This is a genomic window from Pseudomonas sp. GM49 (assembly GCF_000282355.1).
Taxonomy (GTDB): domain Bacteria; phylum Pseudomonadota; class Gammaproteobacteria; order Pseudomonadales; family Pseudomonadaceae; genus Aquipseudomonas.
On the sequence record NZ_AKJL01000140.1, the window covers coordinates 1 to 20,580 of the forward strand.

At 60.1% G+C, this 20,580-nt stretch carries 17 protein-coding genes and 2 pseudogenes; 14 read left to right on the forward strand and 5 right to left on the reverse strand.

The window, feature by feature from the left end; all coding sequences use genetic code 11:
- Positions 1-308 (forward strand): annotated as a pseudogene (locus PMI29_RS0130070) (hypothetical protein); the annotation flags it as partial.
- A gap of 111 nt (positions 309-419) precedes the next feature.
- Here PMI29_RS0130070 and PMI29_RS31070 read toward each other — a convergent pair.
- The 4 genes and pseudogenes from PMI29_RS31070 to PMI29_RS16065 form a co-directional block, all read right to left on the reverse strand.
- Positions 420-746: pseudogene (locus tag PMI29_RS31070) on the reverse strand (OmpP1/FadL family transporter); the annotation flags it as partial.
- A 168-nt stretch (positions 747-914) separates the two neighbouring features.
- Positions 915-1,535 carry a TetR/AcrR family transcriptional regulator gene (locus PMI29_RS16070; RefSeq protein WP_007997632.1) on the reverse strand — a complete coding sequence of 207 codons (621 nt, stop codon included), beginning with the start codon at positions 1,533-1,535 and terminating at the stop codon, positions 915-917.
- Positions 1,536-1,671: 136 nt separating this feature from the next.
- Positions 1,672-1,899 (reverse strand): winged helix-turn-helix transcriptional regulator, encoded by a 228-nt coding sequence (locus PMI29_RS32840; protein ID WP_081501662.1) that lies wholly within the window; start codon positions 1,897-1,899, stop codon positions 1,672-1,674.
- Positions 1,900-1,938: 39 nt separating this feature from the next.
- On the reverse strand, positions 1,939-2,853 hold the full coding sequence (locus PMI29_RS16065) for a LysR substrate-binding domain-containing protein (RefSeq protein WP_007997634.1): 915 nt from the start codon (positions 2,851-2,853) through the stop codon (positions 1,939-1,941).
- 199 nt (positions 2,854-3,052) lie between these two features.
- Between PMI29_RS16065 and PMI29_RS16060 the strand changes: the two genes are divergently transcribed.
- From PMI29_RS16060 to kdpE, 13 genes are all read left to right on the forward strand, one after another.
- Entirely contained in the window at positions 3,053-3,802 is a 750-nt protein-coding gene (locus tag PMI29_RS16060) for an SDR family NAD(P)-dependent oxidoreductase (RefSeq protein ID WP_007997636.1), read from the forward strand.
- A 100-nt stretch (positions 3,803-3,902) separates the two neighbouring features.
- Positions 3,903-5,201 (forward strand): MFS transporter, encoded by a 1,299-nt coding sequence (locus PMI29_RS16055; protein WP_007997640.1) that lies wholly within the window; start codon positions 3,903-3,905, stop codon positions 5,199-5,201.
- A 17-nt stretch (positions 5,202-5,218) separates the two neighbouring features.
- Complete coding sequence (locus tag PMI29_RS16050) at positions 5,219-6,067, forward strand: transketolase (RefSeq protein WP_007997642.1); 849 nt, start codon at positions 5,219-5,221, stop codon at positions 6,065-6,067.
- The gene (locus PMI29_RS16045) at positions 6,064-7,086 is read left to right on the forward strand and encodes a transketolase family protein (RefSeq protein ID WP_007997644.1); all 1,023 of its coding nucleotides are present in this window, start codon (positions 6,064-6,066) and stop codon (positions 7,084-7,086) included. Before PMI29_RS16050 ends, PMI29_RS16045 begins: the two co-directional genes overlap by 4 nt.
- 62 nt (positions 7,087-7,148) lie before the next feature.
- A complete protein-coding gene (locus PMI29_RS16040; protein WP_007997646.1) occupies positions 7,149-7,328 on the forward strand; it encodes a hypothetical protein in 180 nt (59 codons plus the stop codon).
- 351 nt (positions 7,329-7,679) lie between these two features.
- Positions 7,680-8,423, forward strand: a complete 744-nt coding sequence (locus PMI29_RS16035) for a protein-L-isoaspartate(D-aspartate) O-methyltransferase (protein ID WP_033052345.1) — start codon at positions 7,680-7,682, stop codon at positions 8,421-8,423.
- A gap of 2 nt (positions 8,424-8,425) precedes the next feature.
- Entirely contained in the window at positions 8,426-10,858 is a 2,433-nt protein-coding gene (locus PMI29_RS16030) for a hypothetical protein (protein ID WP_007997650.1), read from the forward strand.
- A 495-nt stretch (positions 10,859-11,353) separates the two neighbouring features.
- Positions 11,354-11,446: a K(+)-transporting ATPase subunit F gene (kdpF, locus tag PMI29_RS16025; RefSeq protein WP_007992657.1), complete on the forward strand. Its 93-nt coding sequence runs from the start codon at positions 11,354-11,356 to the stop codon at positions 11,444-11,446.
- A complete protein-coding gene (gene kdpA, locus PMI29_RS16020) occupies positions 11,443-13,215 on the forward strand; it encodes a potassium-transporting ATPase subunit KdpA (protein ID WP_007997654.1) in 1,773 nt (590 codons plus the stop codon). The genes kdpF and kdpA overlap by 4 nt, the downstream gene beginning before the upstream one ends.
- Positions 13,216-13,225: 10 nt before the next feature.
- A complete protein-coding gene (gene kdpB / locus PMI29_RS16015) occupies positions 13,226-15,304 on the forward strand; it encodes a potassium-transporting ATPase subunit KdpB (protein WP_007997656.1) in 2,079 nt (692 codons plus the stop codon).
- 12 nt (positions 15,305-15,316) lie between these two features.
- On the forward strand, positions 15,317-15,889 hold the full coding sequence (kdpC, locus tag PMI29_RS16010; RefSeq protein WP_007997658.1) for a potassium-transporting ATPase subunit KdpC: 573 nt from the start codon (positions 15,317-15,319) through the stop codon (positions 15,887-15,889).
- 22 nt (positions 15,890-15,911) lie between these two features.
- Positions 15,912-18,611 carry a two-component system sensor histidine kinase KdpD gene (kdpD, locus tag PMI29_RS16005; RefSeq protein WP_007997660.1) on the forward strand — a complete coding sequence of 900 codons (2,700 nt, stop codon included), beginning with the start codon at positions 15,912-15,914 and terminating at the stop codon, positions 18,609-18,611.
- Positions 18,608-19,297 carry a two-component system response regulator KdpE gene (gene kdpE, locus PMI29_RS16000; RefSeq protein WP_007997662.1) on the forward strand — a complete coding sequence of 230 codons (690 nt, stop codon included), beginning with the start codon at positions 18,608-18,610 and terminating at the stop codon, positions 19,295-19,297. Before kdpD ends, kdpE begins: the two co-directional genes overlap by 4 nt.
- Before the next feature lie 38 nt (positions 19,298-19,335).
- Here the strand turns inward: kdpE and rimI are convergent, their stop codons facing one another.
- Entirely contained in the window at positions 19,336-20,493 is a 1,158-nt protein-coding gene (gene rimI / locus PMI29_RS15995) for a ribosomal protein S18-alanine N-acetyltransferase (protein ID WP_007997664.1), read from the reverse strand.
- Positions 20,494-20,580 lie beyond the last annotated feature (87 nt).

Sequence of the window (20,580 nt, forward strand, 5' to 3'; positions counted from 1 at the left end):
TTAAGGCATGGAGGTGTCTACGAAACCCGGGGCGATTCAAACTGAAAAATGACGGCGTCGTCGTTACCGCACTTTGCCCTGGGATGTCAGATACCGGATTTGCAGAAAGCGCCAAACAACGGATCACACCGGCCTTGAAAATGGTGATGATGCAGCCTCAACCCGTCGTGCGTGCAGGCATCCGTGCGCTGCAAGCCGGACGCATGAGCGTGGTGCCGGGTTTTGGAAACAAGGCCATCACCGTCTTGACGTGGGCCACGTCACGTCGGTTTCATCAGAGCTTGATGGCGCAGGTGATGGGAGTCTGAGGGGGCGACAAAGAGGCCTTTTACCTCAGGGGAAAGGCCCGAGATGTGTTCTTAAAGTTCGGGAGGCAACGCGTGCTCCCGACAGGACATTTATCGTGTAACAGCACTCAATTAGAAGCGGTAACTAACAGACGTACCGAGCCCGCTCGCACTGTTCTTATATTTGGCACTGTATGCACCTCTGGTCGGCGAGGTGTCGTTGACCTGCACGCTCTCTTCCCACAGGTAAGAGTAAGCAAAATCGATCGTGACATTATCCGCCGGCGTCCAGCCAGCACCGAAGCTGACAACCTTCCGGTCACCCGTAGGAATGCGCGGTCCACGATTGGTGTTATTGGTCGGTGACTGATCGACCGAAAAGCCTGCGCGAAGTACCCATTGGTTGTTCAGTTGATATGCCGCACCGATAGCATGAGCCCACGTATCGTGCCAATTCTGTGAAGCACTAGAAGCGACGGACCACCATATTTATTCATGTGACCATATCGGTCAATGGTCACATCACGGATAAATAAAATGCCCTTCGACGGATGGAAGAAGGGCAAAGTGAAAAGCCGTTTGGAATCTGACGCGTACCGCCGTATGCGATAAACCTTTAGCCAAAGGTCAAGGCATGAGGCTACGCAAGATGAGGTTGGAGGTGAGCGTGGGCGCCTCCTCGACGAAGTCGAGATTGTACTGCAGCAGTAAGGGGTTAACGAATGGTCGCAGTGCGAGATGTATCGCTTCTACTGTCTCGTCCAGCGGAGTCTTGCGTTCAAATTCGCCGATCTCTCGTCCCTCCCGCACTATTTGCAAAACGAAGTGTTTGATACGTGCGTCATAAGCCTGCGAACTGGGCCAGCTTTCCGACGCCGCGAACGCTGCAATGTCATAGAGTTTTCGGTCGTTAAAAAACAGATTCACACCTGTGGTGATCACCGTTTTGACCAAACGTCGAAAGCGCTCCGTCGGCGACAGGTCTTCTACATTGATAGCCTGCTCCACAGCCGCGACGATTTCTGCCAGACAATTTGCGCAGATTGCTTCACCGATCGCCTGCTTGGAATCAAAAAATTTGTAGATGTAGGCCTTGGAAAACCCGATGGCCTTGGCCAGGTCGGAAACCGTGGTTTTACCATAGCCGTATTGACTGAAGTGTTCGTTGGCCGCTGCGACAATTTGATCGCGAATCTCGTGATCGATTGGGCCACGGGGGCTAGGCGAAGATATTGATGGCTGATTCATGGGAATAGCTTACTCACCCTATCGAGGACTTACAAATCGTGACCAAACAAATATATAGTCACAAATCTAACGTTTGGAAACCACAGTTGATCTGATTTGAAACGAGCTGACGTTTTGAGTAGTCCAACATGGCGCATTAGCGTTCCAACAGCTCATTGTCGCTAACGCTAGACAGCTTTATCCCCTTTGCCTCGTGCTGATGACGAAGCTCAGCCCAGTCTATAAGGGCAGTCATAGCCGGGCCGAGTGCATGACCCAGCACCATTAGCGCGTACTCCGCCCGCGGCGGCACCTCTGGGTAGCTCTCTTTTTTCGACGTATTCAGTGCGTTTTCACACAGCTTGGGCCCAAAATAGACACTCAGTAACTAGCTGATGAGAAGCTGGCCTGTGTTGAAATGGCATCAGTAATTGAAGTCATGACCCAACTCCTTCTGCATCCACTCCAGAAATCCTCTCACCCGAGGAAAATTTGCATGGGCCCTAGGAAAAACCAGGTGATGTGCAGTGATCGGTGCGCTCAGCTCCGGCGCTACCTCGACTAACGCGCCCCGCGCCAGATAGTCCTGCGCAAGCAGCGTGCTTTCCAAGGCGAATCCAAGCCCGTGGCTGGCTGCCTCCAACGTCATGTAGGAGCGGTCAAAGCTGAGGGTGTAGGGTTTTTCCGGGCGTGACATGCCCTGTTGGGCAAACAATTGCGGCCACTTTATCAAGGTGGCTTCGGACAGGATCAGCTGGCTGTCCATTAAATCCGCGACCGTGCGAACCGGGCGTTTTGCCAGCAGTTTCGGCGAAGCCATGACCGCAATCCTTTCATTACGTATCGTCCGCACTTCGTAGCTGGGCCAGTTGGGCATCCCGTGGCGGATGTCTACGTCAATCTTGTCGCGACTGAAATGCAGTGATTCGTAGGAACACGACAGGTTGAGCTGGATGTCGGGATGGCTCCGGCGAAACTGTTCCAGGCGCGGCATCAACCACAGCAGGCCGAAACTGGGGGATGAGTGCAAGCGCAGGCAGTCGAGACTGACGTCACTGGTGGCGCGCTCGGTCGCCACCGCCAGGCTGTGCAGGATGCCTGACACCTCAGTTAGGTATTGCTCGCCCACCGGCGTCAATGTCACGCCCCTGGCCGTCCTGAGAAACAGCTGGCGGCCGATCATTGCCTCCAGTTTGGCCAACTGGTGACTGACCGCCGAGGGTGTCAGATCAAGCAATTCGGCGGCGCGGGCGACGTTACCGAAGCGTGCGGTCTGTTCAAAGGCCTGAATGGCTTTCAGGGGTGGCAGGATCGGAGGTGCATCGCCAGGTGTACTCATGATTATTGTTATTCCGCTGCAAGTGGCGTGGGCCGGGCATGCAGCTATTCAAACATCGGGAGAGCCCATTGGCGAGTGCTGAATTTTTTTCAGCATCGAGTGACATTCGCGTTATTGCTCAGGGTCGGTCTGGGGGAACAAGCTGAGACATCGGTTCTTCGTGGATCGACCCAATAAAAACAATCAGAGGTACTCTTCCATGCTTCTTCAAGGCAAAGTCGCGATCATCACCGGTGCAGCCTCTGCACGTGGCATTGGCCGCGCAACAGCGACCACCTTCGCGCAACAGGGCGCACGCGTCGTGATCCTGGATCTGGATGAATCCGCCGCACGGGATGCCGCTGCGTCCCTGGGTGAAGGTCATCTGGGCCTGGCTGCCAACGTCGCTGACGAATCGCAGGTTCAACGGGCTGTCGCCACCATCATCGAGCAATTCGGCCGCATCGACATTCTGGTCAACAACGCCGGCATCACCCAACCCCTCAAGACCCTCGATATCCGCCCCTCTGATTACGACAAGGTGCTGGACGTCAGCCTGCGCGGCACCCTGCTGATGTCACAGGCGGTGATCCCTATGATGCGCCAGCAGTCGGGCGGCAGCATCGTGTGCATGTCCTCCGTGTCGGCACAACGCGGCGGCGGCATTTTCGGCGGCCCACATTACAGCGCCGCGAAGGCCGGCGTACTGGGTCTGGCCAAGGCCATGGCACGGGAACTGGGGCCGGACAAGGTTCGCGTCAACTCCATCGCCCCCGGCCTGATTCACACCGACATCACCGGCGGCCTGATGCAGGATGAACGCCGTCACGCGATCATCGACGGCATCCCGCTGGGTCGTCTCGGCGAAGCACAGGATGTGGCCAATGCGGCGCTATTCCTGGCCAGCGACCTATCCTCATACCTGACCGGCATCACTCTGGATGTGAACGGCGGCATGCTGATTCACTGAGTACGCCTGGGCGGGCCTGCAAGGCCCGTGCGGTTCTGGATCGATGACACAGCCAGGCTTGATTGCCTGGCGGTCAATAAAAACAAGAGATCAGACCATCATGACTACCCTGTCGCTCGAAGCGGTTTCGACCGTGCGCTCCAACGCCTACCGTAAAACCGCGTGGCGCCTGATGCCGTTCCTGATGCTGTGCTACCTGTGTGCCTATCTCGATCGCGTTAACGTCGGCTTTGCCAAACTGCAAATGATGAACGACCTGGCGCTCAGCGAAACGGTCTACGGGCTGGGCGCGGGCATGTTCTTCATCGGCTACTTTCTCTGCGAAGTGCCCAGCAACATCATCCTGCACAAGGTCGGGGCGCGGGTCTGGATCGCGCGCATCATGATCACCTGGGGCATCGTCTCTGCCCTGTTCGCCTTCGTCGAAACCGCGTGGCAATTCTATGCGTTGCGCTTTCTGCTCGGGATTGCCGAAGCCGGCCTGGCACCGGGTCTGCTGTTGTACCTTACCTATTGGTTTCCATCCTACCGTCGTGCCCGCATGACCGTGCTGTGGTTCATCGCGATTCCGCTGTCGGGGATGGTGGGCGGCCCGATCTCTGGCTGGATCATGACTCACTTCGCCGGTGTACACGGCTGGGCCGGGTGGCAGTGGATGTTCGTGCTGGAGGCCGTCCCCACCGTCTTGGTCGGACTGCTGGTACTGAGCTATCTCAAGGATGGCGTGCACCAAGCCAGCTGGCTCAACGACGATGAAAAAGCGCTGATATCCCGCGAGCTGGCTGAGGATGAGCAGAAGAAAGTCACACACGCCTCTGTAGGTGAATTCATCCGCGACCGTCGTCTCTGGTTACTGGCTGCCATCTACTTCTGTGTCGTGATGGGTCAGTACGCAATCACCTTCTGGTTACCTACCCTGGTGCGCAACGCAGGGGTATCCGACCCGATGAAAATCGGACTGCTGACCAGCCTGCCCTACCTTTGCGCGATTGCTGCCATGTTGTATGCCGGACGCAGTGGCGACAAACACCGCGAGCGCCGCTGGCATCTGATTGTTCCGATGATTGCCGGTGCCATCGGCCTGAGCCTCGCGGCCATGATGGGGGGGAATGTGATGCTCTCCATTCTCAGTCTTTGCCTGGCCGCTTCCGGAATTCTGTCCGCTACGTCGATGTTCTGGATGTTGCCCACCACGCTACTCGGTGGCGTATCCGCTGCTGCAGGCATCGCGGCGGTCAACAGCTTCGCCAACCTCGCCGGCTTCTGCTCGCCCTACCTGATTGGCTGGATAACCACACTGACCGGTTCCAGCGCCATCGGCATGTATCTGATCACTGGCGTACTGCTCGCCGGAGCCACCCTGGTGCTGCGCATTCCCGCCGCCTTGGTCAATCGTTGATTTACGGAGTTTTCACCATGACGACTAATCCTTCATACGTTTCATCCAAGACCCTGGTTGAGCGCGCTCACAACATTCGCCACCACGCGCTGCGAATGGGGCAAGTTCAGGGACAAGGCTATGTCGGCCAGGCCCTCGGTGCCGCCGACCTGTTGGCAGTGTCCTACTTCCATGCCCTGAGCTATCGGCCCGAAGATCCTGAATGGGAAGAGCGCGATCGCTTTTACCTGTCGATCGGTCATTACGCCATTGCGCTGTACGCCGCATTGATCGAAGCCGAAATCATCCCGCTCGATGAGCTGGAAACCTACGGTGCGGACGACAGCCGCCTGCCGATGTCGGGCATGGCCGCCTACACGCCGGGCATGGAAATCACCGGTGGTTCACTGGGTCAGGGTCTAGGCATCGCGGTCGGTGCCTGCCTGGGCCTCAAGCGCAAAGGTTCGTCTTCCTTCGTCTACAACTTGCTGTCGGACGGCGAACTGAATGAAGGCTCGACCTGGGAAGCCGTTATGTCGGCGTCGCATTGGAAGCTCGACAACCTGATCGCCATCGTCGACGTCAACAACCAGCAAGCCGACGGTCACTCCAGTGAAATCCTGTCCTTTGAACCCATCGTCGATCGCTGGCAAGCGTTTGGCTGGTTAACCCAGCGCATTGACGGCAATGATCTGGAGGCGCTGGTCACCGCGTTCGATGCCGCCCGCAATCATCCTGGCACTCAGCCTCGGGTGATCATCTGCGACACCAAAATGGGCAAAGGCGTGCCCTTCCTCGAAACTCGGGAGAAGACCCACTTCATCCGCGTGGAAGAACACGAATGGGATCTGGCACTGAACAATCTTGAAGAAGGAAAAAACCAATGAGCAACGCCGCCAACACTCCGACTTCGATTGCCGAACCGACCAAAAAACGCCTGACCACCTCAGCGATGATCGCTTCGATTGCCTCGGAAGGCCAAGCCACGAAATCCGCGCCTTTCGGTCATGCGCTCGCGGCGCTGGCAGAACAGCGTTCAGACATCGTCGGCCTGTCCGCCGACCTGTCCAAATACACCGACCTGCATATCTTCGCCAAAGCACATCCCGACCGTTTCTATCAAATGGGCATGGCCGAACAGTTGCTGATGAGTGCGGCCGCGGGTATGGCCCGCGAAGGCTTCGTGCCTTTCGCCACCACCTACGCGGTGTTCGCTTCGCGCCGTGCCTATGACTTCATCTGCATGGCGATTGCCGAAGAAAACCTCAACGTCAAAATCGTTTGTGGGTTACCCGGCCTCACTACCGGCTACGGCCCAAGCCACCAGGCCACCGATGACCTGGCGATCTTCCGCGCCATGCCCAACCTGATGATCGTCGACCCATGCGATGCCCTGGAAATCGAACAGGCCGTGCCCGCCATCGCCGCACATCAGGGGCCGGTATACATGCGTTTGTTGCGCGGCAATGTGCCGCTGGTGCTGGACGAGTACGGCTATAAATTCGAGATCGGCAAAGCCAAGACCCTGCGCACCGGTAACGATGTGCTGATCATCTCCACCGGTTTGATGACCATGCGTGCACTGGAAGCAGCCAAGGAACTGCAGGCAGACGGCGTCGATGTCGCCGTACTGCACGTACCGACGATCAAACCACTGGATGAGCAAACCATTCTTGCCGAGGCAAGGAAGTCAGGTCGGCTGGTGGTCACCGCAGAAAACAGTTCAATCATTGGTGGTCTCGGCGAGGCCGTTGCCGGGGTGCTGCTGCGCAACGGAGTAACGCCAACCTTCAGGCAGATCGCCTTACCCGACGCGTTCCTCGATGCCGGGGCTCTGCCGACGCTGCATGATCGTTACGGCATTTCAACTCTAGCCGTTTGTACGCAAATCAAAGCCTGGCTTTAACGGGCAAGCACAAGGCACCTGGAAGCGGGTGCCATTGAGTTCGATGCAAAGGGAGGGGAACGTTGAAGCCACATGAACTGCTTGATCCCGAATTCCACAGCTTTCTGATCCCTGGCATGGATCAATGGTCAATCGGTACGCTGCCGGCCATCCGGGAGCGCGTCCATTCAACCTATAGGAGTCAGCAAAACAGCGGCTATGAAGAGCGTCTGCGCCTGTGTATGTTGGCGCTGATGGGCTGAGAAGCCCTTTATTTTCAGATTTCAGAAAAGCAAATGTCCCGACAAGTCGGGGCATTTGCTTTTAGCCGGGGCAGATTGTGTTTTCACACAGTCTGATTGAGCGGGCTTTTTTTCCTATGGCATCAGGCAGTTTGGGCAGAGCGACTTTTTCAACAGAATCGGCCACTAGCTGACAATTGCATTCACTTTTGTATCACCGCATGAACTGGCTGGGTGCTATCAGTGCAGTTACGGGTTGCGATATTTTCTCAGGCAGTCGCCGCAGCCTGGTGTGGTCGCCGGCACCCCCGGACTTGCCGAGCCAGCCCGCCAGCCATACGATTCGACTATTCCTCAGGCGGATGAGTCATTGTGAAGCCGGTGATGCTCCTGACGCGCATCCTGGCGCCTGCCATCGCTCTGGCGCTGGCATCCGCCGGCCTGCATGCCGACGACCCGTTCGCGCCGTTGCGCGACGCCATGGTGCGGGAGATCGCCAACATGTCGTCCGACACCCGCGACGAAACCGGCAGGGTCGAGTTTGCCGCGCCGGTGATGGCCGCGATGGCCAAGGTGCCACGCCATAAGTTCGTCCCGCCCGACGAGGTGCCCAACGCCTACGAGAATCGCCCGCTGCCGATCGGCTACGGCCAGACCATCTCCCAGCCCTACATCGTCGCCCTGATGACCGACCTGACACAGGTCGGGCCCGGCGACGTGGTACTCGAGATCGGCACTGGCTCGGGCTACCAGGCGGCGATCCTCGCCGAGCTGGCGCAGGCGGTCTACACGATGGAGATCATCGAGCCGCTGGCGGTGCAGGCCGGGGAGCGCCTGGGCCGGCTGGGATATGCGAAGGTGCAGGCCCGGCTGGGCGATGGCTACCGCGGCTGGCCCGAGCACGGACCTTACGACGCCATCCTCGTCACCGCCGCCGCCAGCCATGTGCCGCCGCCACTGATCGCCCAGCTCAAGGCCGGCGGACGGATGGTAATCCCGGTCGGCGCGCCGTTCATGATCCAGTACCTGCTGCTGATCGAGAAGGCCGGCGATGGCAGTGTGTCCACCCGGCAGGTGCTGCCTGTGCGCTTCGTGCCGCTGGTCGGAGGCGGTTGAGCATGCATTCGCCGCCATTGCTCGCCCTGGCGCTGCTGTCTGCCTCCGCACTCGGCTATGAGGTGCTGCTGCTGCGACTGCTTTCGATCATCCAGTGGCACCATTTCGCCTACATGATGATCAGCGTCGCGCTGCTCGGCTACGGCGCTGCCGGCACCGCCGTGGCGCTGGCGCGGCCTGTGCTGGCGCCGCGCTTCCACGGCGTGTTCATCGGCGGCGCGGTGCTGTTCGGGCTGAGCGCCATCGCCTGCTTCAGCCTGGCCCAGCAGGTTCCGTTCAATCCCCTCGAGATCCTCTGGGACGCGCGGCAGTCGGTGCGCCTGCTGATGATCTACCTGCTGCTGTTCGTGCCGTTCTTCTGCGCGGCGGTGTGCATCTGCCTGACCTTCACCTGCTTTCAGGAACAGATTCATCGGATCTACGCCTTCGACATTCTCGGCGCCGGCGTGGGCAGCCTGGCGATCGTCGCCGCGCTGTTCGCCCTGACGCCCGTCGATGCGCTGCGGCTGCTGGGCGGCACCGGCATCGCCGCCGGGGCGCTGGCCGGCATGGCTTGCACGGGGCATAGGCACTGGCTCGCGCCATTGCTGCTGGCGGCGGCAGTCGCAGTCCCGGCCGGCGTGCCCGGGCGCTGGATCGCCCTGTCGCCCTCCGAGTACAAGGAACTGAGCCAGACGCTGCGTGTAAAGGATGCGCGCGCAATCGCCCAGACCTGGAGTCCGCTGGGCCTGCTCACGGTCGTCGACAGCCCGACCATTCCCCTGCGCCACGCGCCGGGCCTGAGCCTCAACGCGACGCAGGAACCGCCCGCACAACTGGCCATCTTCACCGACGGCGACGGCCTTTCTGTGCTGAACCGCTATGACGGGCGCCGCGAGCCGCTCGCCTACCTGGACTACCTGACTTCGGCTCTGCCCTATCACCTGCTGCGGCAACCCCGCGTGCTGGTGCTGGGCAGCGGCGCCGGCGCCGATGTGCTGCAGGCGATCTACCACGGCGCCAGCGCGGTGGATGCCATCGAACTGAACCCGCAGGTGATCGATCTGGTCCAGCGCCGCTTCGCCGACTTCTCCGGCAAGCCGTACAGCGCGCCCAACGTCCGTGCGCTGATCGGCGAGGCGCGCGGCCTGGTGGCTTCGCGCAGCGAGCCTTACGACCTGATCCAGATCGCCCTGCTGGACTCCTTCGGCACCGCCTCGGGCGGCCTGCATGCGCTGTCCGAGAACTACCTGTACACGGTGGATGCCTTCGCCGAATACCTGCGCCATCTCGCTCCCGGCGGCCTGTTGGCCATCACCCGCTGGGTCACCCTGCCGCCCCGCGATGTTCCCAGGCTACTGGCCACCGCGGCCGCGGCCATCGAGCGCGACGGACAGGCCAGCGCGGCGCGCCGCATCGTCATGATCCGAGGCTGGAAGACCGTGACGCTGCTGGTCAGCAACAGGGATTTCGACGACGCCGGCATTGCCGCGTTGCGGGAGTTCTGCCGGGCGCGCTCCTTCGACCTGGCCTACTACCCCGGGATGACCGTGGCCGAGGCGAACCGCTACAACCTGCTCGACCGGCCCTGGTTCTTCGAAGCGGCGCAGGCCCTGCTGTCCGGCGAACGCGCGGAGTTCCTGGCACGTTACAAGTTCGACGTGCGTCCGACCACGGATGACCGGCCGTATTTCTTCCACTTCTTCAAATGGAGCTCGCTGCCGGAACTGCTGGCACTGAAGGAGCAGGGCGGCCTGTCAATGCTGGAGTGGGGCTATCCGGTGCTGATCGCCACACTGCTGCAGTCCAGCGTGGCCGCCGCGCTGCTGATCCTGGCGCCGCTATGGGTGGCGCGGCGGCGCCAGCGGCGCTCTCGGAGTGCGGCTTTGGTCAGGTTCGAATTTCGGGTCGTGTCCTACTTCGCCGCCATCGGCTTCGCCTTCATGTTCGTGGAAATCGCCTTCATCCAGAAGTTCACCCTTTTCCTCAGCCACCCGTTGTATTCGGTGGCGGTAACGCTCAGCGCGTTCCTGATCTTCGCTGGCCTCGGCAGTCGTTACTCCGGCCGGCGGCGGGGGGACATTGGAACGGGTGTGGGGCCCCGTCATCCGCTCGCGCGACCAGTCCTGGCGATCTGCGCGATCGCCCTGCTCTACCTGATCGCCCTGCCCCCGTTGTTCCAGCTGCTGGCGCCCGTGCGGACCCTCGCCAGGTTCGGCATCTGCGCCGCGCTGGTAGCGCCGCTGGCGTTCGCCATGGGCATGCCGTTTCCGCTCGGACTCGGGCGCGTCTCCGCGCGCGCCGAAGCACTGGTGCCGATCGCTTGGGGCGTCAACGCCAGCGTATCGGTGGTAGCGGCCGTGCTGGCGACCCTGCTGGCGATCCACCTGGGCTTCACCGTGGTGTTGCTGCTGGCGTTGCTGCTGTATCTCGCGGCGGCGGTCGCATTTCCCTGATCGCGGCGGTTCGGAGCGAAACGTCAACAGACCCAGGTGAGACGAATGGCCTGTTGGAACGCCGCTTGCCGCAGTTCACACGTCTCGCCGTGTCGAGACGCGAGGTTCCGTGCCGCAAGCCATTGGTTTTGGCCGACGCAGTCGAGTCGTCAGAGGTGGTTTTCATCCCATAGCTGCCGGTGGTGACCGGCAGAAACCGGCCAAAAACAGTCGGTCGATTATGTCTACGATTCTTGGGAAAACCCGGACTGACGCGGATGCGAGGCAATTCCGCCTGCCAATTTTCAACCCGATCGCCCCACCTGAGCGGGATCTTTATCAGATCTTTATTCCTCTGCCCCCAATCCTTTTAACAACTTACCAAACGTCCGTTTAGGCTTTCCTCATAGCGGGAGGAAATGCCATGGACCTCATCTATCTGTTACTCGGTGCACTGTTCTTCATCAGCCTGGTCGGCCTGGCGCGCGGCTGTGCGGCGCTTAACAGGAGACGGTCATGACGGGCTTCTATCTGTTCGCCGGCATCATTGCGACCGGCTTGCTGGTTTACCTGATCGCGGCGCTGCTGTTTCCGGAGGACTTCCTATGACGACTCAAGCCTGGGTTCTCCTCGGGACCTTTCTGCTGGCGCTGGGTATTTTGGCATGGCCCCTCGGGTATTGGTTGACCACCGTGATGGAGGGGCGGTTCACCCTTGGCTCGCGCATCGAGTCGCCGCTGTATCGCCTGGCCGGAGTGCAACCTGAAACGCAAATGGGCTGGCTGCAATACGCCCTCGCCCTGATCCTTTTCAACGTGCTGGGGATGCTGGTGGTCTACGCGTTGCAACGGCTGCAAGGTATTTTGCCGTTCAACCCACAGGGATTTGGCGCCGTGTTGCCAGACTCGTCGTTCAACACCGCCGCCAGTTTCGTCACCAATACCAACTGGCAAGCCTATAGCGGTGAGTCGACGATGAGCTACCTGACACAGATGCTCGCGTTGACGGTGCAGAATTTCCTGTCAGCCGCCACCGGCATTGTGGTGGCCGTCGCCCTGATCCGAGGGCTCGCCCGCCACAGTGCCACCAGCATCGGCAATGCCTGGACCGACCTCACCCGCATTACGTTGTGGGTGTTACTGCCGCTGTCACTGATCTTCGCGCTATTTCTCGTCAGCCAAGGTGCGATTCAGAATCTTGCCCCCTACAAAGAAGTTACAACGATGGAGGTCATGCAGTACCAGGTCCCGGTGCTCAATGACGCCGGACAGCCCACCCTCGATGCCCAAGGCAATCCGGTGACCAAGCCCGCCAGCACCGACAAACAGACCATCGCGATGGGACCCGTGGCCTCGCAAGAAGCGATCAAGATGCTGGGCACCAACGGTGGTGGATTCTTCAACGCCAACTCGGCACACCCCTTCGAGAATCCCACCGCCGTCACCAATTTCTTGCAGATGCTTGCCATCTTCCTGATCCCGACCGCGCTGTGCTTCGTCTTCGGCCACATCGTCGGAGACATACGACAAGGTTGGGCGTTGCTGGCGACGATGACGATCATCTTCGTGATCGCGGTGGTGGCCGTCACTCATTACGAGCAACTGGGCAATCCACAGTTTTCAGCCCTGGGCATCGATACGGCGGCAGGCAACATGGAAGGCAAGGAACTGCGCTTCGGCATCAGCGCATCGAGCCTGTTTGCCGCAGTAACAACGGCGGCGTCCTGTGGCGCGGTGGTGGCGATGCACGATTCGTTTACGCCACTGGGCGGCGCGGTGCCACTGGTGCTGATGCAATTGGGCGAGGTGGTATTCGGAGGTACCGGTTCGGGTCTGTACGGCATGCTGGTATTCGCCATCCTGGCGGTATTTATCGCTGGGCTGATGATCGGCCGCACACCTGAATACCTGGGCAAGAAGATCGAAGCCTACGAGATGAAAATGGTCGCCATCGCGATCCTCGCGACACCGTTACTTGTGCTTTTCGGGACCGCCATTGCCGTCATGGCCGACGCCGGCCGGTTGGGAATTGCCAACCCCGGAGCCCATGGTTTCTCGGAAATCCTCTACGCCTTCACCTCGGCGGCCAACAACAACGGCAGCGCATTTGCCGGCCTGTCGGCCAATACACCTTTCTACAACGTGATGCTGGCGATTGCCGCCTGGTTCGGCCGGTTCGCTGTGATCGTGCCGGTGCTCGCCGTGGCGGGCAGTCTCGCGGCGAAAAAACGCCTGGCCGTGACCGGCGGCACGATGCCCACCCACGGGGTGCTGTTCGTGGTGTTACTGATCGGCACGGTGTTGCTGGTCGGCTTGCTGAACTATGTACCGGCCCTGGCACTAGGACCTGTCGTCGAACACTTCATATTGATCAAGTGAGACCACGAACATGACTCGCAAAGCGTTCTCCTTGTTCGATCCAAAACTGATAGGGCCGGCCACGGTCGAGTCTCTGCACAAGCTCAGCCCCAGGATCCAGTGGCGTAACCCGGTGATGTTCGTCGTCTACATCGGTGCGCTCATCACCACCGCCCTCTGGGTTCAGGCGCTGCGTGGCCAGGGCGAGGCCAGTGGCGGCTTTATCCTGGCCATTGCCTTATGGCTGTGGTTTACCGTGCTGTTCGCCAACTTCGCCGAAGCGTTGGCCGAAGGTCGCAGCAAGGCTCAGGCGGCGTCCCTGCGCAACCTGAAAAAGGAAACCTGGGCCAAGAAACTGCGCGAGCCACACTACGGTGCCGAATGGCAATTGGCTCAGTCGAGTGATCTTCGTAAAGGCGATGTGGTGGTGGTTGAGTCCGGCGACCTCGCCGACTCGGTGATCCCCGCCGACGGCGAGGTAATCGAAGGCGCCGCCTCGGTGGACGAGTCCGCCATTACCGGCGAGTCGGCCCCGGTGATTCGCGAATGCGGTGGCGACTTCTCGGCCGTGACCGGTGGTACTCGAGTGTTATCGGACTGGATCGTCGTCCGCGTGACCGCCGACCCTGGCGAAACCTTCGTCGACCGCATGATCGCCATGGTCGAGAACGCCAAACGGCAAAAGACCCCGAATGAAATCGCCTTGTCGATTTTGTTGGTCGCGCTGACGATTGTGTTCCTGGGCGTGACGGTAACGCTTCTGCCCTTCTCGCTGTTCGGAGTTGCGGTGGCCAAATCCGGGGCACCCGTCTCGATTACCGTCCTTATCTCGCTATTGGTCTGCCTGATTCCCACCACCATCGCCGGTCTGCTGTCAGCCGTGGGTGTGGCCGGCATGAGCCGCATGATGGAAGCCAACGTGATCGCCACCTCCGGGCGTGCTGTAGAAGCCGCCGGTGATGTGGATGTTCTGCTGCTCGACAAGACCGGCACCATCACCCTGGGCAACCGCCATGCTTCGGCGTTTTTACCGGCACCGGGGATCAAGGAAGCGGAACTGGTCGACGTGGCGCAGCTCGCATCGCTGGCAGACGAAACACCCGAAGGCCGCAGCATTGTGGTGTTGGCCAAACAGCGGTTCAACCTGCGTGAACGGGACATTGCGGCGCTCGACGCGCATTTCGTGCACTTCTCGGCGCAAACCCGCATGAGCGGTGTCAACATGGGGGCCCGGCAACTGCGCAAGGGTGCAGGCGAAGCGATCCTGCGCCATGTCCAGAGTTTGGGCGGGCACTTCCCGGATGCGGTGCAGACCATCGTCGAGGACGTGTCTCGTCGAGGCAGCACTCCGTTGGTGGTGGCGGACAACGCCAGGGTATTGGGCGTTATTGAGCTCAAGGACATCGTCAAGGGCGGTATCAAGGAGCGTTTTGTCGAATTGCGCCGCATGGGTATCAAGACGGTAATGGTGACCGGCGACAACCGGGTCACCGCCGCCGCCATCGCGGCCGAAGCCGGTGTCGATGACTTTCTGGCCGAAGCCACCCCCGAACAAAAACTGGAGCTGATCCGCCGTTACCAGGCCGAAGGCCGGCTGGTGGCCATGACCGGCGACGGTACCAATGACGCCCCGGCACTTGCCCAGGCGGATGTCGCCGTGGCCATGAATTCCGGCACTCAAGCCGCCAAGGAAGCCGGCAACATGGTGGACCTGGACAGCAACCCGACCAAGTTGATCGAGGTGGTGGAAACCGGCAAACAAATGCTGATGACCCGTGGCTCGCTGACCACCTTCTCGATTGCCAACGACATCGCCAAATACTTCGCCATCGTGCCGGCGGCGTTTGTCACCACCTACCCGCAGCTCGCGGCACTCAACATCATGGGCTTGAGCAGCCCGAACTCCGCGGTGCTGTCGGCCGTGATCTTCAACGCGTTGATCATCATTTTCCTGATTCCCCTGGCGCTCAAAGGCGTGAAATACCGCCCGGTCGGTGCAGCACTGTTATTGCGGCGCAACCTGTTGATCTATGGGCTGGGTGGGGTAATCGTTCCATTCATTGGCATCAAAATGATCGACATGGCGCTGGCCGCCGTCGGTCTGGTTTGAGGGAGCACTGTCATGGCAACTCTGCTGCGTCCGGCATTGACCCTGTTGATCGCCTTTTCACTGGTCACCGGCCTGGCCTATCCGCTGCTCACCACCGGTATCGCCAGTCTGGTCTTTCCTCAACAGGCCGCCGGCAGCCTGATCGAAAGAGATGGCAAAACCGTGGGCTCGCTGTTGATCGGTCAGGGCTTCAGCAATCCGAAGTACTTCTGGAGCCGCCCTTCCGCTACCAGCCCCATGCCCTACAACCCGCTGGCCTCGGGTGGCTCTAACCAAGGGCCGCTGAACCCGGCGCTAATGGATGCGGTCAAGGGCAGGATCGAAGCCTTGCGCGCGGCTGATCCCGGCAACACGGCCACGGTGCCCGCTGACCTGGTCTACAGTTCCGCCAGTGGTCTTGATCCGCATATCAGCATCGCGGCAGCGTTGTACCAGGCGGGCCGGATCTCTCGGGTGCGTAACCTGCCCATCGAGAAGGTTCAGCAGCTGATCAGCGAGTATTCTGAAGGCACGATCCTGGGGGTTCTCGGCGAACCCCGGGTCAACGTCCTGGCCCTGAACCTGGCACTCGACGCCGCACATTGAGCGCTAACACACGGTGAGCCTGATGGCCGACCAACGTCCTGATCCGGACCAGCTACTGGCCCAAATTCGCGAAGAGGAAGCGCTGGCCAAACGCGGTCGGTTGAAGATTTTTTTCGGCGCCAGCGCCGGCGTCGGCAAGACCTACGCGATGCTGGCCGCTGCCCATACGGCAAAACTGCAAACCGCAAACGTACTGATCGGCGTGGTCGAGACCCACGGTCGTGCCGAAACCCTGGCGCTGACAGAGGGTCTTGAACAGCTGCCCCTCAAACAGGTCGTCGACAAAAACCGCACCGTGACCGAGTTCGACCTGGACGCCGCACTCGCGCACCACCCCGAATTGATCCTGATTGACGAACTGGCGCACTCCAACGTGGTCGGCTCCCGACACCCCAAACGCTGGCAAGACGTGGAAGAGCTGCTCAGTGCCGGGATCGATGTCTGGTCAACCATGAACGTCCAGCACCTGGAAAGCCTGAACGACATTGTCGGCGGCATCACCGGCATTCGTGTCTGGGAGACCGTGCCCGACCATGTGTTCGACAACGCTGACGAGGTGGTCATCGTCGACCTGCCACCCGACGACCTGCTGCAGCGCTTGAAGGAAGGCAAGGTCTATCTGGCGCAACAGGCCGAACGCGCGGTGCAGAACTTCTTCCGCAAAGGCAACCTGATTGCCCTGCGGGAACTGGCGCTACGCCGCACCGCCGACCGTGTCGACAGCGACATGTTGCAGTACCGTCAAAGTAGCGCGGTCAAACCGGTCTGGGGCACCCGCGACTCGCTGCTCGCCTGTGTCGGCCCCCATGAGCAGGCCGAAAAGACCGTCCGTTCAACGGCTCGTTTGGCCGCTCAGCTCAATGTGCCCTGGCATGCCGTGTATGTCGAAACCCCGGCCTTGCAGCGCTTGCCCGACGCCAAGCGTCGTCGCGTGCTGGCGACCTTGAAACTGGCTCAGGAGATGGGCGCGCAAATCTCGACCCTGGCCGGCCAGGACATCGCTGAAGTACTGATCAAGTACGCTCGGCAGTACAACCTTTCAAAAGTCGTGCTGGGCCGGGACGAACGTCCACGGCGTCGATACTGGCGAAAAGCACTGGCCGAGCGGATCGGTGAACTGGGCGCCGACCTTGACGTGATTCAAGTCTCGCTCCCGGCCAACCGACGCCCCCAGGCCGAAACGACGTCTGAAACCCGCGGTAGCCCAATAGCTTGGCGATCGTATGTCTGGAGCGTGGCGGTCTGCTCAGTGACGACCCTGCTGGCCATGCCCATGCTGCATGTGCTCGAACAGGCCAACATCGTCATGATCTTCCTGCTGGCCGTCGTCGCCGTGGCAGTGCGCTTTGGTCGCGGCCCGGCCATCCTGGCGGCCTTTGTTTCTGTGGCATCCTTCGACTTCTTCTTTGTAGCACCGCGTTTTTCGTTCGCTTTCGCCGATGTCCAGTACCTGGTGACCTTCAGCGTCATGCTCGTGGTCGCTCTGGTCATCGGGCAAATGACCGCCGGCCTGACTTATCAGGCACGGGTGGCACAACGGCGCGAAGACCGCATGCGCGCGCTGTACGACATGTCTCGCCTGCTGTCCGCCGCGCTGATGACCGAACAGGTCGCCGACATCAGCGCACGGTTTCTGTCTGCCGAATTTGGTGCCCGGTCTGCCTTGCTGGTCGCCGATGACAACAACAAGCTATTGCCCCCCATGGTCACAGGCGAGGCACCGCAGGTAGACGTTGCCATCGCCCAGTGGTCTTTCGACAAAACCGAACCGGCCGGCTACGGCACTGACACCCTGCCCGCCAGCTCCACGCTCTACTTGCCTTTGTCGGCACCCATGCGGGTACGCGGGGTGCTGGCGGTGCAACCAAGGGATACAACCCGGCTCGTGGTGCCGGAACAACGTCGCCTGCTCGACACCTGCGCATCATTGCTGGCTATCTCCCTCGAACGGATTCACTACATCAACGTGGCTCAGGATACGACGGTGCAAATGGAATCCGAGCGCTTGCGCAACTCGTTGCTTTCAGCAATCTCCCACGACCTGCGCACCCCACTCTCGGTGATGGTCGGGCTGGCCGAAGCGCTCAAACTGACTCGGCCGCCCTTGACTGGCGAAGCTGCCGAGATCGCCACAGCGGTGGGTGAGTCGGCGCTGCGCATGAATACCCTGGTCAACAACCTGCTGGACATGGCTCGCCTGGAATCGGGCAAAGTGGTGTTGAACCGTCAGTGGCAACCCATCGAAGAAGTGGTGGGCAGCGCCCTGCGGGCCATCCAGCCGATTCTGGCTCAGCGTTCGGTGCATGTGGCGCTGGACGATGACTTGCCCCCCGTACACATCGACGCGGTACTGATTGAACGCATCCTCATCAACTTGCTCGAAAACGCCGTTAAGTACACACCACAGGGCACCTCCATCAACCTGGGGGCCAGGACCACACCGGACCATATCGAGTTGTGGGTCGCCGATGAAGGCCCCGGGCTACCCCACGGTCATGAAGATGACATCTTCAATAAATTCATGCGTGGCAAGAAGGAGAGCTCGATTCCGGGCGTGGGGTTGGGCCTGGCCATTTGCCGGGCCATTGCCCAAGTCCATGGAGGGACTATTCAGGGCGTCACGCGATCCACGGGTGGGGCTTGCTTCACGCTACGCCTGCCCCGTGAAGCCCCCCCAGACATCGAATCCTTTGCGCAGCAAGCTGACGAGGAGCAGCCATGAGCGAATCAATGCCCCATGTTCTGATCATTGAGGACGAGAAGGAAATTCGCCGTTTCGTCCGCATGGCCTTGCAGGCTGAAGGCCTGGAAGTCATTGAAGCCGATACCTTTCACCGGGGCCTCATTGACGCGGGTACCCGCCGGCCTGACCTGATCGTACTCGACCTGGGGCTTCCCGACGGAGACGGCATCGACCTGATCCGGGACGTACGGAGCTGGTCACCGGTGCCTATCATTGTGTTGTCTGCCCGTGGTGCGGAGTCTGACAAAATCCTGGCCCTGGACACGGGTGCCGACGATTATCTGGTGAAACCGTTTGGCACCGGAGAACTGCTGGCTCGCGTACGCGCAATGCTACGCAGACACGTAAAGGATACCGAGAACCATACGGTCCTGGCCTTTGGCGACGTGCAGATTGATATGGAACGGCGTGTCGTGGAACGCTCCGGCGCCCCTTTGCATTTGACACCGCTGGAGTACCGCCTGCTGGTCCATCTTTGCGCACACCCGAACCGTGTCCTGACGCATCAGCAACTGCTCAAGGCTGTGTGGGGCCCATCGCACACCACCGATACGCCTTACCTTCGAGTATTCATGGGAGGCCTGCGTAAAAAAGTCGAAGCAGACCCTTCCCAGCCGCGACACCTCATCACCGAAACGGGGGTTGGGTATCGCTTCATTCCTTAAGCAAAGATTTACGAGGGTAAAGTCTTTAAAGTCACGATTTATGAGGCCCCATTAACACAATGCTTCTGTGCTGGAGGCAGCTGCACTCCGTTGCTGGACTTCTCGCGTGCGTAAAGCGTCACTGAGGCGCGCAGCTTGTTGCCGCCGAAAGCACACATCTTGTCGAACGCCTTGTGACTGACGGGAAGATGCTGGCAGTCGAGTGCCTGACGGTGCTGACTGTGATCGATGTCCGGGTCATGCAGGTAGACGAAGTCTTCATCGTAGTCAGTGACAATGACCCAGTGCGGGGCTTTGGAGCGAGTCAGACGGTAGCTGCTGATCAACACCAAGGGCTGACCGCCGGCCTTCAGCGTGAGCGCCAGATCCAGCTGGTTGCTGTTGACATGCTCCACATCACTCTGCCGAAGTTCCGTGCAAAACTCTTCGTGTACCAGGCGAATCACCTCCTTTTTATGTTCGTCGCGCACCCCGTCGAGAAATAGCGGACCGGCGATACTCACTTGCAGGCGTACTCGAAACCCTCGTCGCCAGGCCGCCAATGCCAATCCTTGGGGACTGCACCCACCGTGCCCCGAAGTCATGAACACCGTCGTGGCTTCACGCCAGATTTGCAGTTCGTCCCGGCGCTCGATCAAGCGATCGGGTTGCAATGCCCTCATGGCCATCAAGAGGCAAGCCGGGCCGCAGGTGAACTCAGTGGTTTGTTGGTAGTAAGGCACCTGGAATTCACGGCTTTCCCGATGTTGCAGAATGCGCTTCTCCAAACGCAACGCATGCGCATGGTCTTCGTAGTAGTTGTGAACCACAGCGAAGCGTCGGTAACCGTTACGCTCATAAAGACTGATAGCGACGGGATTATCCGGCCGCACTTCCAATCGCAGGTAGGCGCAGTCGTGAGCGCGAGCGCTATCCTCCGCCTGATCCAATAGCTGTTTTCCAAGGCCGAGGCCGCGACTGTGGGTGGCGATAGCGATTGAATACAGACGTGCCAGAGAGGTGCCACGGTGAAACAGGACCAGACAGTAGCCCATCAGTTGCCCCCCGTCTTGCGCAACGATCAGGCTGGCATGGGCTCGGCTGATCATCCACTGAAAACTGCGCAGTGTCAGTCGATCAGAGGTAAAGCATTGGTTCTCCAGCTCCAGCAGAGACTTCAGATCATCGTGTGTAGCATTGCGAAATAACAGACTCATAGCCCCACCGTAAAAGTTGCGTAACGAAACGAGACTTTTTAAAAGTATCGTGCTTAATAGATAAGGACTTGTTCTCCAACGGACCTT